The sequence below is a fragment of the Bacillus spongiae genome, assembly GCF_037120725.1.
Classification (GTDB): Bacteria; Bacillota; Bacilli; order Bacillales; family Bacillaceae_K; genus Bacillus_CI; species Bacillus_CI spongiae.
Genome location: NZ_JBBAXC010000012.1, coordinates 98,486 through 114,655 on the forward strand (window position 1 = coordinate 98,486; position 16,170 = coordinate 114,655).

The window sequence follows — 16,170 nt, forward strand, 5'->3', positions numbered from 1 at the left end:
AAATGCGAGGGCTATAATCTCCGTTTTATACGACTAAGTGACTCAGGTGTCATACCTAGTAGACTGGCCAACTGGTACTGTGGGACACGATTGATTAAATCAGGCCGTTTCTCAAGGAATGCCTTATACCTCTCTTCTGGCCGAGAAGCAATAAACGTAGCAAGATCATCATGCATTTCACCCATATTCTCTTCAAATAACTTGCGCATCATCGTCTCCAGTTCTGGGTGCATGTCATACATCTGTTGCTCGGTAGATAAGTCACCGACAACGAGCACACAGTCTTCCGCACAAATTAACGAATACTTTGATGCTTTTTCAGGAGTATGTTGAGTGAAGATAGTAACCCCTTGTTCTTCAGTAAAAAAGTTAAATGTTGTTTCTCTACCATCTTCATCCACCGCAAACTGTCGTACACACCCTTTTAATACAAAATAACATGTCTGTGGAACCTCTCCTTGCTCCAATAGGAGGGTTCCTTTCTTATACTTTTCAATCGGCACATCTGAAACAATTGTCTCTAATTTTGATTCACTCATATCGGAATACCGCTTCATATATCGAATAAGAACTTCTTTCATTTGAGCCCACCTCCACATTTCCCTTTTCTATTGTTATAGCATATTGGTAAGCTATGAATCTAACAAAATATAACATTAAGAATTATGAAATCTCCTTTTAATGACTGCCTCAAAAATTTCTATCGCTCACCTGCATTAGAACAACAGCCTTTCAGACTAAATCGTTTTTCTCAGGATATACTGAAGATAACTCGCCTTAAGGTCAATATAGTGAGAATGTCTAGATTACAAAGAAGTCATCTACCACTTCATATATAGTAGATGGTATATATTTGGCAAAATCTACTCACTGAAAAAAGTACAAGGCATCATTTCATTTGCGACATACTCTTGATAACAAAATTGTTATTAGAAGGCATGTTTCGTTTCATTACTTATTGACGAGGGCTTTTCTTCCTTGAAAGCATATAGTGAAAGGGGACAAGGAGACACTTGGTCTCTATACAATGATTATGAAAAATTCTCCATCTATAACACTTATCACTTTGAATCAAACTCCCTGTCCACTATAATAAAGAGTAAGAATTATCTCAAAAATCTAACTTTTTATGTTGTATGTTGTGCTGTTATTTTCGACCTCATGTTCAAAAATAGGAAGGAGAATGTTGAATGGAAAACAACCATAACCCTGACCAAAAAGAACACACGTCTGCAGGACAGTGTCCTGTTACGCATCACAAGGATAGTGCTATCACGACGACGACCGCCCCTAGAGGGACGACGAATAAGGACTGGTGGCCGAATCAGTTGAATTTAGGAATCCTCCGCCAGCATGATCAAAAATCCAATCCAATGGGAGAAGACTTTAATTATAAAGAAGAATTCTCTAAATTGGATTACGATGCTTTAAAGAAGGATCTGCATCATTTGATGACAGACAGCCAGGATTGGTGGCCTGCTGACTACGGTCACTATGGACCATTCTTTATCCGAATGTCTTGGCATGCAGCAGGTACATATCGCTCGGCAGACGGACGCGGTGGTGGCTCAAGTGGATCACAGCGCTTTGCCCCGCTAAACAGCTGGCCAGATAATGTCAACCTTGATAAGGCGCGCCGTCTATTATGGCCAATTAAACAAAAGTATGGAAACAAAATTTCCTGGGCGGACTTACTTGTATTAACTGGAAACGTGGCACTCGAATCAATGGGCTTGAAAACGTTCGGTTTTGGAGCAGGACGTGAAGACATTTGGCATCCAGAAGAAGATGTGTACTGGGGAGCTGAGAAGGAATGGTTAGCGGACAACCGCTATTCAGGCGACCGCGAGCTTGAGAATCCACTGGCGGCAGTACAGATGGGACTGATTTATGTCAATCCTGAAGGCCCGAACGGTGAGCCAGATCCACTAGCAAGTGCCTATGATATTCGCGATACATTCAAACGAATGGGAATGAATGACGAAGAAACGGTAGCCCTTATCGCTGGTGGCCACACATTCGGTAAGGCACATGGTGCAGGAGACGCCTCACATGTCGGGGACGATCCAGAAGCGGCGACACTTGAAACACAAGGGTTGGGCTGGATGAGCACATACAAGAGTGGAAAAGGGCATGACACGATCTCAAGTGGTATCGAAGGCGCTTGGACGACAAACCCGATTCAATGGGATAATGGCTACTTCGAGCTATTATTTGGGTATGAGTGGGAGCTCACGAAAAGCCCTGCAGGAGCTTCTCAGTGGGCACCGATCCATATGACAGAAGAGCATATGGCCCCTGATGCTGAAGATTCATCGGTTCGTGTGAAGACGATGATGACAACAGCGGATATGGCCTTGCGCACGGATCCAGACTATGAAAAGATTTCCCGTCGCTTCTATGAAAAACCGGAAGAATTTGCTGATGTATTCGCCCGTGCATGGTTCAAACTACTTCACCGCGACATGGGTCCGAAAGAAAGATACTGGGGTCCAGAGGTTCCGAAAGAAGAGTTAATCTGGCAGGACCCGGTTCCAACGGTTGATTACGAACTATCTGAAGGTGAGATTGCTGACCTGAAAGCAAAAATTCTGAATTCTGGACTAACAGTAAGTGAGCTCGTGAAAACAGCCTGGGCTTCCGCCAGCACATATCGCGGCTCTGATATGCGCGGTGGTGCGAACGGCGCACGCATCCGACTGGCTCCTCAAAAGGACTGGGAAGCAAACGAGCCTGAACAGCTTGAGAAGGTCCTTGGTGTTTACGGAGACATCCAAAGCAAGGTTGACATGAACATTAGTCTTGCTGACTTAATCGTATTAGGTGGAAGCGTCGGAATCGAACAAGCGGCAAAAGCAGCCGGCTTCGAGGTAACCGTCCCATTTTCCCCAGGTCGCGGTGACGCAACAGCTGACCAAACCGATGTGGAAAACTTTGATGTATTAGAGCCTGTATCGGACGGATTCCGTAATTATCAGAAGAAGGAATACGCGACCAGCCCAGAAGAAATGCTAATCGACAAAGCGCATCTACTAAACTTGACTGCACCAGAAATGACCGTTCTTCTAGGTGGAATGCGTGTCCTTGGCGCAAATCACGGCGACTCAAACCACGGCGTATTCACAGACCGTATCGGCAGCCTGACAAACGACTTCTTCGTAAACCTGCTTGACATGAACATTGAGTGGAAGCCAGCTGGCTTCAATCAATATGAAGGCCACGACCGCAAAACAGGGGAAATCGTGCGAACTGCCTCGCGCTTTGACCTCGTGTTTGGGTCAAACTCCGTCCTTCGTGCTCTCGTTGAAGTATATGCACAAGACGACAACCAAGAAAAATTTGTACGCGACTTTGTCGCAGCGTGGGTAAAGGTGATGGATGGAGATCGGTTTGATTTGAAATAAACTTTTAATGATGGAGACATAACTAATCCTAATTAAACTGCACCCCCAAAGTTAGAGAAAGTTGGGGGTGCGGTTTTTTGTTACATTATTCTCTTTAGTGGACTGGTTTGAGGTCGTATGGAGAGTTAGAGCTGATACCCTTACGATACGGATCAACCCATGCTTCAGTAGAAAAGGCTGTCCATACGATAATGCCTGTATTGAAGCATTTCATGTTATTTTGAAAAAAGAAAAAGCTTATCACACTACTTAAATTAAAATATGAATCCGCAAAGATTGCCTTGTTTCAATTTATTGAAGGGTGGTACAACCGTCGTCATATTCTTATTTAATTAGACTATCAGACACCTCAGGAACTAGGAACGAGAAGATATGTTCCATCAATCTGCATAAACCGTTAACTTAATTTTTTTAAGATATTGACTCAAATCTTAACAATGAAAGAATAAAAACAACATTCCTCTATTACTTTTTCCTAAATCGTTACGAAAGGTATTTAGCGATACCTCTTGTTTTATTACTTTAAATTCTGGTAAATCTAGTTATAGTGAAAGTATTTATGAATTCTCCTACTGTTCTGTTGGATGCTAACATTGTTTTAAGGAATTCATAAGTACTTTCTTTTCTATAAATCACAATATTTTATGATGAAATCGAAAAAAACAATATAGATTCATATTTTCCGAGTGGCTCATAATTAATGAGGGTTAAGTTTTATTAATTCCGTTTAGACGTAACTGTACTTCGGTAGCCTCTTCAGCATGAATACCTAAAACACAAAGCTCCTTCTTATCTCCAAAGTTCTCCTTTAATTCTGACTTCCATGAGAGGAAAGAGTTTTGAAGAACAATATTATTTACTTTATTATTTAAAACAATTCCGCAATTTTATAAGTATTTCCTTTCCAAATATACCTATATAAAGACCTACCTTTTTTCTGTTATAATATATTTTTATAAACATTAAGATAGCCCAAAAAATAATTTTAATATTTACTATCAAAATAGTTGATCTTTTGAACAAGTTTTAATATAATATAGCTAAGCAAAAAACCGAAAGGATGTTCGGTCATGATTAATGTAATTGAATTGTTTGCGGGGGTAGGTGGATTCCGGATTGGCTTAGAAGCTTCAGGTGGTTTCGATGTGGTATGGGGAAATCAATGGGAGCCTTCACAGAAAGCTCAGCATGCATTCAACTGTTATGCCCGTCATTTTGAGGGTAAAGGGATACATTCGAATGAAGATATCAGCTCTGTAAATACACAGATTTTCCAAAATCAATCTATTGATATGATTGTTGGTGGATTTCCTTGCCAGGATTATTCTGTTGCAAGAAGTTTAAATGGAGAAAAAGGGATACAAGGGAAGAAAGGTGTTCTTTTTTGGGAAATCATTCGGTTGATGAAAGAAACGAATCCAAAGTATGTCTTACTTGAAAATGTTGACCGGTTATTGAAGTCCCCTTCCAAACAAAGGGGAAGGGACTTTTCTATTATGTTGGCCAGCCTGAGAGACTTAGGCTATTCAGTGGAGTGGAGAGTCATCAATGCCGCTGAATATGGACAAGCTCAGAGAAGAAGAAGGGTGTTTATATTTGCGACTAAAAATGAAACCCCTTATGTCTTCAATAGAAGACATTTCAATGAAAGCCAGATGATTCATGAAGAAGGCTTCTTTGCGAAGGCATTCCCGGTGCAAGAAGGAATTTCTACAAAGAAAAAACCTCAATCTTTCATTATGAAGAAGGACATAGTAGAAATATCGGATGAATTTTCGATGAATTATTATAATGCTGGCATTATGAGAGATGATTTGGTTTATACGGAAGCAGTAATTCCAGAAGAGGAAGCGCCAAAAACTTTAGGTGATATTCTTCAGTCAGATGTAGATGACAAATATTATTTGTCAGAAGCTGCTATTGAAAAGTTTACCTACTTGAAAGGGCCTAAGAAGATAGAGAGAACCTCGGCAACCGGTCATCAATATGTCTTCTCTGAAGGAGGTATGTCTTTTCCTGAACCATTAAATAAGCCTGGGAGAACGATGTTGACGAGCGAAGGAACTATCAATAGAAGTTCACATGTAGTAGAAGATCCTCAATCCAAAAAATTGCGTATCCTTACACCAGTAGAGTGTGAACTTTTAAACGGATTTCCGGAAAATTGGACAGAAGGCATGACCGATCGGATGAGGTACTTCTGTATGGGGAATGCATTGGTTGTCGGTTTAATAGAACGTATGGGAAAACGGATATCGGAAATCGAGAAGGAAAACATAGATGGAAATCAAGTGGAACTTGATTTGGTATTTGAAACAGATACAAAATAAGCAATGAACTCTCCTAAGGTGGATTTAGGAGAGTTCATTAATTTTAAGTAGTCTTTCATAAATAAAAGAAATATAAATTCTATTAATTTTTTGCTTAGTATTATCATTTAATCTTATGTTTGGGCTTACCAATTATTAAAATCCATTAACTACGCCTCCATAATAATTGGGGAATCAAATATATTATGCTGAAATCGCGGATGCTTATCCTCTGAATACATGGTTACCTTCCTTAAGTAGCATGGAAGAATATTTTATTTAATGCATTTTATTCTTTATTGCTTATGATTTTCTGTACATAATCTCTATCCAACCAGTAGCATTGCTTTGTAATTGATTGACCATCAGGCAGTATTACTTTATCCTTTCCGTTTCTTGCTTTCGACCTCACATGACAAATGTTATTAAATTTCGATCCAGGGAGATTATTATTGACCTTATTTTTCTTAGGATCTAACTTAACTCCTTCTTTTACGATTTTGCGTGTTTCAATCCATAAATCATATAATTCTCCTTCAATGTTGTTTTGTGGCATATTCCAAAGCTTAATTCCTTCGAAATAAGGAATGCGCTTTAAACCTTTTTTATACTTTTCAGTGAATCTAAATACTAAAAAGAGGTATTTTTGTTCAGAGAAAATATTAAATAAATCGCTTTCTTCCCAATCTTCTTTTAATAAAGTGTTAAAGTCTAAATGTGTAAAAGACATATGCTCACGAATTTTTCCATCGGGTTCGAGACAAACGGTTTTAAATTTAATATTCGCCTTAGAGAATTCTTCAATTTGATTAATATCATTTTTATTTACACCTAGTAATTTTGCCATTAGGTGTGGAATCATGGATTTGTTTCTAGGGTTATGTTTAATAGCAACTTCATTACAAAGTTCATCTACTCTTTTTTCGTAATATGGTTTGAATCTCTCGTCTAAAATTTCATCAAGAGTCTTATCGTTTAATTCTCCTGGCTTTGAAAAAGCCTCTATGTGTTCAGGTGTAAGATGTTTTCGTATCAATCCTGTCATGTAGGATGCTTTCAGGGAAAAAGCACGTTGTTTTGCCATATTATCTGAAAAAGGCTGTTGTCTGACGCTTTTTTTACTTGCTCCCTTAGTACATGCCGAAAGGTACATCGTATCTGCTTCTGAAATCAGATGAGCCTCACCATTTTTAATTTTTGTCACGATAGTTTCCCAGTCTCTACGCATTACTGCTAGGTCTTCTTCTGAGAATTCATTCAAAAATGTTTTGATTATACGAAAGTCATTTATGGCTAGATCATGCTCATATTGATATAACATAATTAACATTTTTATGGATTTTTTCAAAAAGGATGAAGTTTCAAAGGTTAATTTATATTCTTCCATATAATCAATAATATTCAGAACTAAACGTTCTTTTGCGGAATATGTACCGTTTTTATTTTTTTTAAAGGGAGTTACTTTCAGTTCTACACCTAAATTTTCAAAGTCTGGTTTGGAAACTGAATTGACCTCGTAACCAAAAAAACTCTCCTCTATAATGTTTCCGAGGGTTCCTTTTGACCGTAGATTTTTTATTCTACCTGTATTATCTATTTCTCCGAAAGTTCTCCCTTCTGCTTTTTGGGCTTTGCTCATTAATTCTTCAATAGTATCAAATGACATTTCATAACTCCTTATCACTAAGAGAATATTAAGTATTCTTATTTGTAAGTTTACTAGAAAAGTAAAATTATGTATATATTCACATAATAATATGTCTCTTCAGTTAATAATTAGCGTTGGGGAGCGTCAATAATTTTGTGTAAATAACTATTTCCTTTTCTTATAGAAGCCTCATTTTTATTCTTTAAACATAGCTGCTAGCTCTGCTCGAGCTTTATCAAAGCCTAAATGACATCTAGTGGCGAAACGTTGATTGTAACTTTCGAATTGTGATACTAAGAAACGATCGATTGATTCTTCGTTTGGAAATTGTTCTTTACGCTTACTGTATTTCTTAATTTGCTTGTTGAAGGACTCTATTAAATTGGTCGAGTAAATGCTTCTCCATATAGAATTAGGGAAGTTGTAAAATGTAAAGATATAAGGATTACCTTGTAAGGATTTTGTTACTTTAGGATAAGTGAGTTTCCACTTATCAATAAAATCTTCAAGGGCTTTTTTGGCCGTTTCTAAGTTTTCTGCTCGATCAACAGCTTTAAAGTCTTCAAATATTTCAGCACGATCTGATACGCGTACTTTGTGGGCGATATTTCTTGAAATATGTACACAACAAGACTGGTAGTGCGAATGTGGAAAAATGGAGTGAATACTATCGGTAATGCCTTTTAATCCATCTGAAATAAACAGAAGTACTTCTTCAACACCACGTTCTTTTAAATCTACTAAAAGCTCCTTCCAGATAAAAGCAGACTCCGTAGGAGCGAGTGTATAAGCTAAAACTTCTTTGGATCCATCCTCTCGGATGCCAACGGCAATATAGACAGCCTCTTTTGAAACAGTCTTTCTCTTAACGGCTATAAAAGTGGCGTCTAAATAGACACAAACATAACGTGAAGAAAGAGAACGGGATTGAAAAGCTTCTACCTGTTCACTCACGGTTTTCGTCATGTTGGAAACCGTTTGAGGAGAGTAGTGATGTCCATACATTTTCTCTATTAAATCAGCAATTTCAGACATCGTTATACCTTTTTGAAACAGGTGAATCACAAAGGATTCTAGCGTGTCATTTGAACGTTTATAAGGGGAAACCGTTTGTTGTTTGAATTCACCATTACGATCACGAGGAATGGTCACCTTGAGGTCCCCATACTCTGTACTAATTTTCCGGCTATATGAGCCGTTTCTAGAGTTTCCTGAGTTAAAACCAATACGGTCATATTTCTCGTAATCTAGAAAAGAAGTTAATTCTGTTTCCAGCAGTTTATTAACAGCTTTTTCTAAATGCATGCGAAAGACCTCAGTAATATCTTGTTTTTTAGCTAGAGCTTGCATGATATCTGTAGTAAAATGATCCATAGGAAGACCGAAGACCTCTTTTCTTTGGGTTAGTTGTGGTGAATTAATTCTACAAGAAAAGGGCTTCCTTTTTCTATTTATTCATTTACACAAAATATTTTACACTCTCAACATCTCTATAATAGTAAGAAAGTTTTACTAATGCTTTGTTTTGATATATTTTGCACTGATTAACTATAGTTAGGTGATTAAAAATGGTAAATTCAACAGATTCTACTTCAGTTATAAATACCAATGCTACATCATCCGCATTTGGTTGGGACTTCCAAAGCAATGCAGCTATTTTATTAGCTCTGAAAAATATAAAAAATTTAGATTCCTTAAAAGTTGAAGGCAATATTGATGATATTGAGCTATATCTAAAGGATAACAAGAGGATTTTTGCTCAAGCAAAATCACAAGAAGACCCAACTCCAAGTACAAATACATTAACAAAGTTAAGAGATGCTCTTAAAACTCTAATAAATGCTATTAATCAGAGTGATTACGAAAAAATAATTTATATCTCAAATATAATGAACCCATTAAAAAATAATGATCTAAATTACTATTGGGGACAGTATTTTACAATATATTCTTATACTGAACTGAACGATCAAGCAAGGACAATCATAGATCACTATATTAAGAGTGTAGTTGAAAATTACCAATTAAACATATCCAATTTAGACTATAACAAACTTGAAATTAGTGTGTTCCCTTTTTTTGGTCAAGATGATGAGACAAGATATAGAATAATATTTGAAGCTGTAAAGAAATTCTTAGTTACTGCCAAAATAAGCGCACCAGACGGAGTAGCTCAAGATGTTATGAATTATTGGCAAAGTATATTCTTTCAAAATGCCGCAACTAGACATGTAGAGTTGAAGAAAGAAGAATTGGTATGGCCCATAGTAGTCTTAGATTCTTCTAATTCATATTATAATGATTTCTTCGATGACTATGACTTAGGTGAAATTGATGAAATTAATAGAAAGTACTCTACATTTATAGACAAAAAAACTGAGCAATTTGAATTTGTTACAAAAGTTATTAATGATTTTAATGACTTTCGAAATGCAAATCGGAAATTAAAAGGAAAACAAGCCTTTGAAGAATTTGTCGAATTAAAATGGAAATTCTATGATTCTATTATTATTAATGAATTAGTTGAACCAGAAATAAAAGAAGGCGTAGCTAAGTTAGTAATTATTAAAATCTTAAAAAATCGCTTTACAATAAATAGTGTAAAAGAGGCGGCTGGATTATGAAGATTAATTACTTAATCATAGAATATGAAGGAATTACTAAAAGATTTAATTTCAATTCAAATTTTAACTTGATATTCAGTAAGAAAAATAGTGTAGGAAAGTCTACTTTATTAAGGTTTTTGTTTTATGCTCTCGGTTACAACATACCTGGTACTAAAAAGATTAAATTTCATAATTGTACTGTAATATGTAATTTTGATACCGAAAATGAAAATATGGAGACACGTAGGTTAAATAATTTTATTACATTAAGTATTAATAACAAAGACAGTTATTCATTTTTATTACCAAATGAAGAAGTACAATTACATAGTTTCCTTTGGAATACAACAAACGAAGCAATCCTAAAAAACATCCTAGGTGCAATTTATATGGATCAAGACAAGGGTTGGACTTTATTAAATAGGGGGACTGTAATAGGAGGTATTCATTTTAATATCGAAGAACTAGTACAAGGGTTATCAAATAGGGATGTAACAGAGTTACGTGAAAAACAAAAAGCCGTAAAATTGGAATTAAAGAAGTATCAACAACTACAAAGTATCATTGATTATAAAGAACACCTTGCGGAATCTGCCAATAATATTGATTTTCCTAACTATACATCTGAGTTAGAGAATCAAATTCAATTACTTACTTTTGATAAAAATGAATTGGAAGCTAAGTTAAAATCTATTGAAGAAATTAAAAGAGAAAATACACAGTTTACTAACTTTATCGAAAAGATGAAACTGATGGTGAAGGACGAAGATACAGGGAAAACGATTCCAGTTAATAGAAATACGATTGTGCATATTGATGACAATCAAAGATATATTGATACACGTTATAACATGATTAAAATAAGACTTGCTACTGTAAATACAGAGTTATCTAAGCTAAAACAGAGACTTACAGACTCCTATAATCTTATAGATGTTCAGTCTGAAATTGAGAAATTCGATCGCCAAATAGCTCATATAAAAATCAATCCTGATCAAATAAGGAAAATAATAAACCAATTAAGTAACGATAATAAAAGATTAAAAAAAGCAATTCTTGATAAGACTACAGTTAATAATACTATTGTTGATAACTTACATAAATCAATAACGAGATTTGCTCAAAAGCTAGGGGTTAACGATGTTATAAACCCTAATACAGACTACATATTTACATCGGATTTAAAATCATTAAGTGGGGCAGTATTACATAAGATAGTTTTTTCATTTAAAATGGCGTATATTTTAGAGATTCAAAAAATTTTAGGTGTTAAATTACCAATAGTTCTTGATTCACCTAGTGGTCGTGAAGTAGATCAGGAAAATATCAGTGAGACTATGAATATAATAATGGCGGAATTCTCTGATAACCAAGTAATCATTGCTTCTATATACAAGTATCATGAATTACACCCTGTACATTATTTAGAAATAAAAAACAAATTATTAGAAGAATAGCTTGGCGAATTGTTTATTTGAAAGATAAACGCTGAAAAGCTTGAAAAGGGTAGCAATCCGATTTAACTGCTACCCTTAAGAATTGATTTAAATTTTGTATGTATTAAATAAAAGAATATAGTGTATATGTATCTTTTACCTTAGAATCAAAACATACCCCTACCTGAAATTCTTCACCATTCGGTTCAACTTCCTCATATTCTTCATTGTTAATTTGTAAAGATTGAACAACGCCAAATCCAAATTTCCCTTCAGGTTTTTCAAATAAGATAGTATCACCTTGAGACAATTTAACATTATCTATATTTATACCTATTATCTTATCTGTTATTCTAGCAATTGGATTACCAATCTTAACAATATTGTCCCCATTTCGTATAATAAAAGGCAAAGCTTGTTCAATTAATACAGTATTTAATGAGTTCGTAAACTCCTTGATGTAGTTTGCATACCTGTATAATTCATCTAAATCTAAAATGTCATTCTCTTCAGAACCATGCGAGATTCTATTTCGCCTTTCTGCTAAATCATTTAATATATGGAAGGCATTTTCTATTTCTATACCTTCTGATTCTAAATATTCTCTAAAAACTATATTACCTTTCATTAAAGAGGTAATATTAGCCAAACCCACGCTTTTGAAGAACTCGTTGATTGACTGCTCCTTAAAATTGTATGTATGCTGAGTAAAAGCATCATTATTAATCTTATATTCTTTTAGTCCTTTGCAATTCCCACAACTATATAAATTATTTATAATTATTTCTTTAGTTATTTTATCTTTATATTTTGGTAACGATAAATTATTTATTAAGCCAGCTGACAACTCATAATGATTATTTTTTATAGCATCTGGTAAGTTATTGTACTTGGGAATACATCCTGATAAGTAATCAAGGTACTCCTTAATAAGGTTTTCAATATAGTTTTCTAATAGACCATACAAATTTATTATTACACTTGAGTATTCGAATATTTTATTATCAGGTTGAAGGTGTGAAATCAGTATTTCTTGAGTCTTAATTATTAAGGGATCGTTAATTATGCCTGAAGCTTTTTTATGTTCTCTGATGTCCAATAATAACTCCCTATGATTTTTCATACCCTCTATATAAACCATTATCTTTTCCAAGCCTTTATTTAATTCGATTAATGAGTATTTTAATATCATTATTCTTACCTTACCCTAAATATTTACCAAAAAAGTCATCTAGTAACTGTATCCTGGTTAGCACGTCATTTTTTCCAGTATTTCTTCCACCAAATGTTTCGTAATTTTCTTGGTAAAACTCTAAAATATCTTCTTTTATTTTATCCCGTTGTTTAATTAACTGATCCTTATTATCAATATAACTACTCAAAACATACATTATCGGATCGTAGACTACTTTTGTTGGCCTATTGTACATAATCCACTTATTATTTCTTTTTCGATAGAGGCAAAAAGCATCCTCTTGAAATAGTTCATATACTAACTTAGATGTATCATTAAACAATTGCTCATATTGTTTAAGTACATCATTAGGTAATAAATTCCCTTTTTGCAAAAATAAATCTAAAAAACGCGTTAGAGATACTATTTCCCATTGAGCAATATGTCTAAATGCAAAAAACCTTAAAACTAATTCTACATCTTGCATCTTTCTATAAAGAGGGTTTTCAGTAAGTTCTTTAGATAGCACCCCCTTTAATTCTTCATTAGTTCTTTGAGGAATTCCCCACATCCAACAGAAGTATTCATTTCTAGATAATTCAGCACAAAGTCTATTTAAAGGCCCATTGTACAGGGCATTTCTTTTCTCTTGATCTTCCAAACGCTCACCACCACTATTTATGCGTTCAAAAACAAGTTGCTTTAGTCTTTGCTCTTCTTTTTCGGATCGTGCTGTTTCTTTTAATAATATCATTGAGGACAAATACCTACGATCAATCCCTCTTCTAACTTGTGAAGGCAATTCCAAATATGTCAAACCATTCAATTCTGGCCACTCTTCTAACCCTTCTAATGCAAACCCGTTGCTATAAAACTCATACAAAGCCGTCAATCTTTGTAAGCCATCCATAACTTCGTATACAGAGTAATCTATCTCATATAAGAATATTGGTGGGATAGGTACATTCATAATAAATGATTCTATTAACCTAGACTTCTTCTCAATACTCCACCTATGGCGTCTTTGAAATTCAGGATCTAAAATGTAATCTTCACTTTCAACTATCGATGGTACTGTTGTGAGTTGAAACCGACCTTGTTCTGTTACTATCCGAACCTCTCCTTTTTGATATTTCTCATTAATCTTATCATGGTCTATTTCTTTACTCTCATCAGTAAATTCTTGAAATATTTTAATATCTTCATTTTCAAAAAGATTCATTAACATTCATCTCCATTGTTCTTCTTTTGGTCTTATAGATATTTAAAGTATGCCAAGTTTTAAATTATCCATACTGCTCACTATCCCTTAACAGCTCACCACTTGCTGTCTTCCATTCCGTTAATCCATTAGCACTTCGCCCCAAAACTAAAGCTGCCGCAGTTGATGCACTAGTAAAAGTATAATCTTTCACAAGATATAATACGCCATCGTCTTTAGTTACTAATAAACCTTTATCAATTAAGTGTTTCCTTAAATCTAGAAATCCTTGTTGATAAGAATCACTAACCGAATCAGCAAATAATGATTCCTTTAATACCTTGAAACCACTAGATACAGGGGTACCAATTGCATTTGCTCCTCTAACCGCATTTATAAAGTACTTTTTATATAAATGACTTTCATTTGAGTTATTGTTCTTATCCTCATTGTTAGGTGTACTACTGTTATTTGTTACATAAAGATCCCATGCTTGCCGCAATAAGTTAATCAATTTCTTTTGTCTTGCTTCGAGAACCTCAGGCGTCCATTCATTTTCTTGAACTACTTGAGTAGTTAACGCAAAAGTCGTAACTCCATTCTTGGGTTGGAAATATGATGCTTTCTTTTTATTAAAATCATAGTTTCGAGCTTGAGAATTTTTTGATCGAGTTAATAGAACTAAATTACCCAGTTTATGCACATACTCAGATGGATCAGAGAAATTCACCAACCAATCACTACCCTCTTTAGGTGTTTGTGGAAGGACGTGCTCAACAGTAATAACGGAATGATCATAGAAAGGTTGTCCGTTTGTTAGTAATGAATCTAGGCGTAGCAGTACGTATCTCCTTACAGTATCTTTTAACTCTGTATACACATCGCCATTTAATTTTTCCAAAACAGCCCTTTTGTCATCATCTGATACCTTTAATAAAGATTCTTCAGAAAACACATCGACTCCTTTTTCCATTTGCCTTAGTATCTGTGAGTACTTGGACATTCGCCAATTGAAGTTTTTCCGCAGCACCATGCTGATACCCGCAAACTGTTCTAGTAAACTTAAAAACTCTTCCAGTTTTTCGTTGTATTCTTGAATATAATACATTGACACAGGAATCCAGTCATTGTTATCAATCCGATTAAGCAAGCTTAATACTTTTATTATCTTAGGCTGATGACTGTAAAAAGATCGATAATTAACGAGTTTTAGATAAATTTCACTATACGGAATTAATATATCATCAATGAAGTCTTTTCCAGTTACTTTAGAGAAGATATCCTCGTATTCATCTTTATAATTTGCACTTCCTTTTCTTTTTTGGATTATCATCCTTATATGATCAAACAACTTATTGAATCTATCGCGTCCCAATGAGACTTCAACATCTTCCCACTTATTTGTATAGGAATCCTGTTCATCATCAGGGATTGCTCCAATTACGCGTGCTTTAAAAATATCACTTGGAAGTAAATCCAACCCTCTGTCATTTAAAACAGTAAATATGCGAAAAGCCGAATCAAAATTGGGGGTAGAAACTACAACAATAAAACATAAAGTTGCTAATACTAATGGAAGTGTTTTTATTGTGTCTTCATCTAACTCATTTAAGCGTTCCATAAAATACATTGCATTATCTCGAATAGCTTTTTGGCTGTCCGTCTTGAAAGGAGTGTCTTTTGCTACCTTGTGTGTCATTCCTTTTTCTTGTATGTACTTTTTTAGGAACTCATCATCTCTTTTACGTAAATGTAGTCGATATGTATCCTTTGTACCTAATATCTTACTACCCTTCTGTACCACCATTTGTCCAATATCATCTGCGTAATCATCGCTTAGAATATCGCGTAGTACAGAAAATAAAATAGTAAGTGTAGTCAATCGCTGCTGGCCATCTAATACCTCAGATTTTGGGCCGTCTTTTTTTACTAAAACAATACTTCCCAAAAAATAAGGTTCGTCAACATTGCTGACATTATTTTCTTTAATACCATAGTGATTAATAAATTCTAAAATATCGTCCAGGAGTTCCCCAGCCTCATCTGTTGTCCATGAATAAGGACGTTGAACAGATGGTACAGTGAACAAAAAATCATCAGAAAACACTTTATGTAAAGGTGTCTCTTGGGCTGTTAATTTTGTTTTCATATTATATTCCTCCAATGTACTCTATATTTAACATCATAACGGCTGTACATTATCTTCCATAATTCTGACGGTAATACAGTTTTTGATGGTTCACCAAATTCTTCACCGTCTTTTCACTTCCATAGGAATAGCAAAAGAATCACCAACAATTATTACTAATTATTTGTAAATAAACTCCTGAAATTAATCCCTTCATTATCTTTATGGTTCTTACAACTCATTATAAGTCATCTTTCCAATAGA

Annotated in this window: 10 protein-coding genes and 1 pseudogene; 5 read left to right on the plus strand and 6 right to left on the minus strand. The window is 34.8% G+C overall.

Going from position 1 to position 16,170, the window contains the following annotated elements:
• Positions 1–11: 11 nt before the first annotated feature.
• Complete coding sequence (locus WAK64_RS14925) at positions 12–581, minus strand: Crp/Fnr family transcriptional regulator (protein ID WP_336587791.1); 570 nt, start codon at positions 579–581, stop codon at positions 12–14.
• 609 nt (positions 582–1,190) lie between these two features.
• Here WAK64_RS14925 and katG point away from each other — a divergent pair.
• The 3 genes and pseudogenes from katG to dcm all read left to right on the plus strand — a co-directional run bounded on the left by katG (position 1,191) and on the right by dcm (position 5,734).
• Entirely contained in the window at positions 1,191–3,404 is a 2,214-nt protein-coding gene (gene katG / locus WAK64_RS14930) for a catalase/peroxidase HPI (RefSeq protein ID WP_336587792.1), read from the plus strand.
• A 166-nt stretch (positions 3,405–3,570) separates the two neighbouring features.
• Positions 3,571–3,736, plus strand: a pseudogene (locus WAK64_RS14935) (IS3-like element ISBce13 family transposase); the annotation flags it as partial.
• A 738-nt stretch (positions 3,737–4,474) separates the two neighbouring features.
• On the plus strand, positions 4,475–5,734 hold the full coding sequence (dcm, locus tag WAK64_RS14940; RefSeq protein ID WP_336587793.1) for a DNA (cytosine-5-)-methyltransferase: 1,260 nt from the start codon (positions 4,475–4,477) through the stop codon (positions 5,732–5,734).
• 268 nt (positions 5,735–6,002) lie between these two features.
• Here the strand turns inward: dcm and WAK64_RS14945 are convergent, their stop codons facing one another.
• Positions 6,003–7,379, minus strand: coding sequence for a Sau3AI family type II restriction endonuclease (locus WAK64_RS14945; protein WP_336587794.1), 1,377 nt, complete (start codon positions 7,377–7,379; stop codon positions 6,003–6,005).
• Between the two features lie 177 nt (positions 7,380–7,556).
• Positions 7,557–8,735 (minus strand): IS256 family transposase, encoded by a 1,179-nt coding sequence (locus tag WAK64_RS14950; protein ID WP_336587795.1) that lies wholly within the window; start codon positions 8,733–8,735, stop codon positions 7,557–7,559.
• A 194-nt stretch (positions 8,736–8,929) separates the two neighbouring features.
• On the opposite strand from WAK64_RS14950, the gene WAK64_RS14955 reads away from it, so the two are divergent.
• Together WAK64_RS14955 and WAK64_RS14960 are read left to right on the plus strand one after the other, a co-directional pair.
• Positions 8,930–9,985 carry a hypothetical protein gene (locus WAK64_RS14955; protein WP_336587796.1) on the plus strand — a complete coding sequence of 352 codons (1,056 nt, stop codon included), beginning with the start codon at positions 8,930–8,932 and terminating at the stop codon, positions 9,983–9,985.
• A complete protein-coding gene (locus WAK64_RS14960) occupies positions 9,982–11,424 on the plus strand; it encodes a hypothetical protein (protein ID WP_336587797.1) in 1,443 nt (480 codons plus the stop codon). Before WAK64_RS14955 ends, WAK64_RS14960 begins: the two co-directional genes overlap by 4 nt.
• Before the next feature lie 103 nt (positions 11,425–11,527).
• Here the strand turns inward: WAK64_RS14960 and WAK64_RS14965 are convergent, their stop codons facing one another.
• The 3 genes from WAK64_RS14965 to WAK64_RS14975 all read right to left on the minus strand — a co-directional run bounded on the left by WAK64_RS14965 (position 11,528) and on the right by WAK64_RS14975 (position 15,927).
• Positions 11,528–12,595: an MAE_28990/MAE_18760 family HEPN-like nuclease gene (locus WAK64_RS14965; protein WP_336587798.1), complete on the minus strand. Its 1,068-nt coding sequence runs from the start codon at positions 12,593–12,595 to the stop codon at positions 11,528–11,530.
• A 10-nt stretch (positions 12,596–12,605) separates the two neighbouring features.
• The gene (locus WAK64_RS14970; RefSeq protein WP_336587799.1) at positions 12,606–13,799 is read right to left on the minus strand and encodes a DUF262 domain-containing protein; all 1,194 of its coding nucleotides are present in this window, start codon (positions 13,797–13,799) and stop codon (positions 12,606–12,608) included.
• A gap of 64 nt (positions 13,800–13,863) precedes the next feature.
• On the minus strand, positions 13,864–15,927 hold the full coding sequence (locus tag WAK64_RS14975; protein ID WP_336587800.1) for a DUF4357 domain-containing protein: 2,064 nt from the start codon (positions 15,925–15,927) through the stop codon (positions 13,864–13,866).
• Positions 15,928–16,170: the final 243 nt, after the last annotated feature.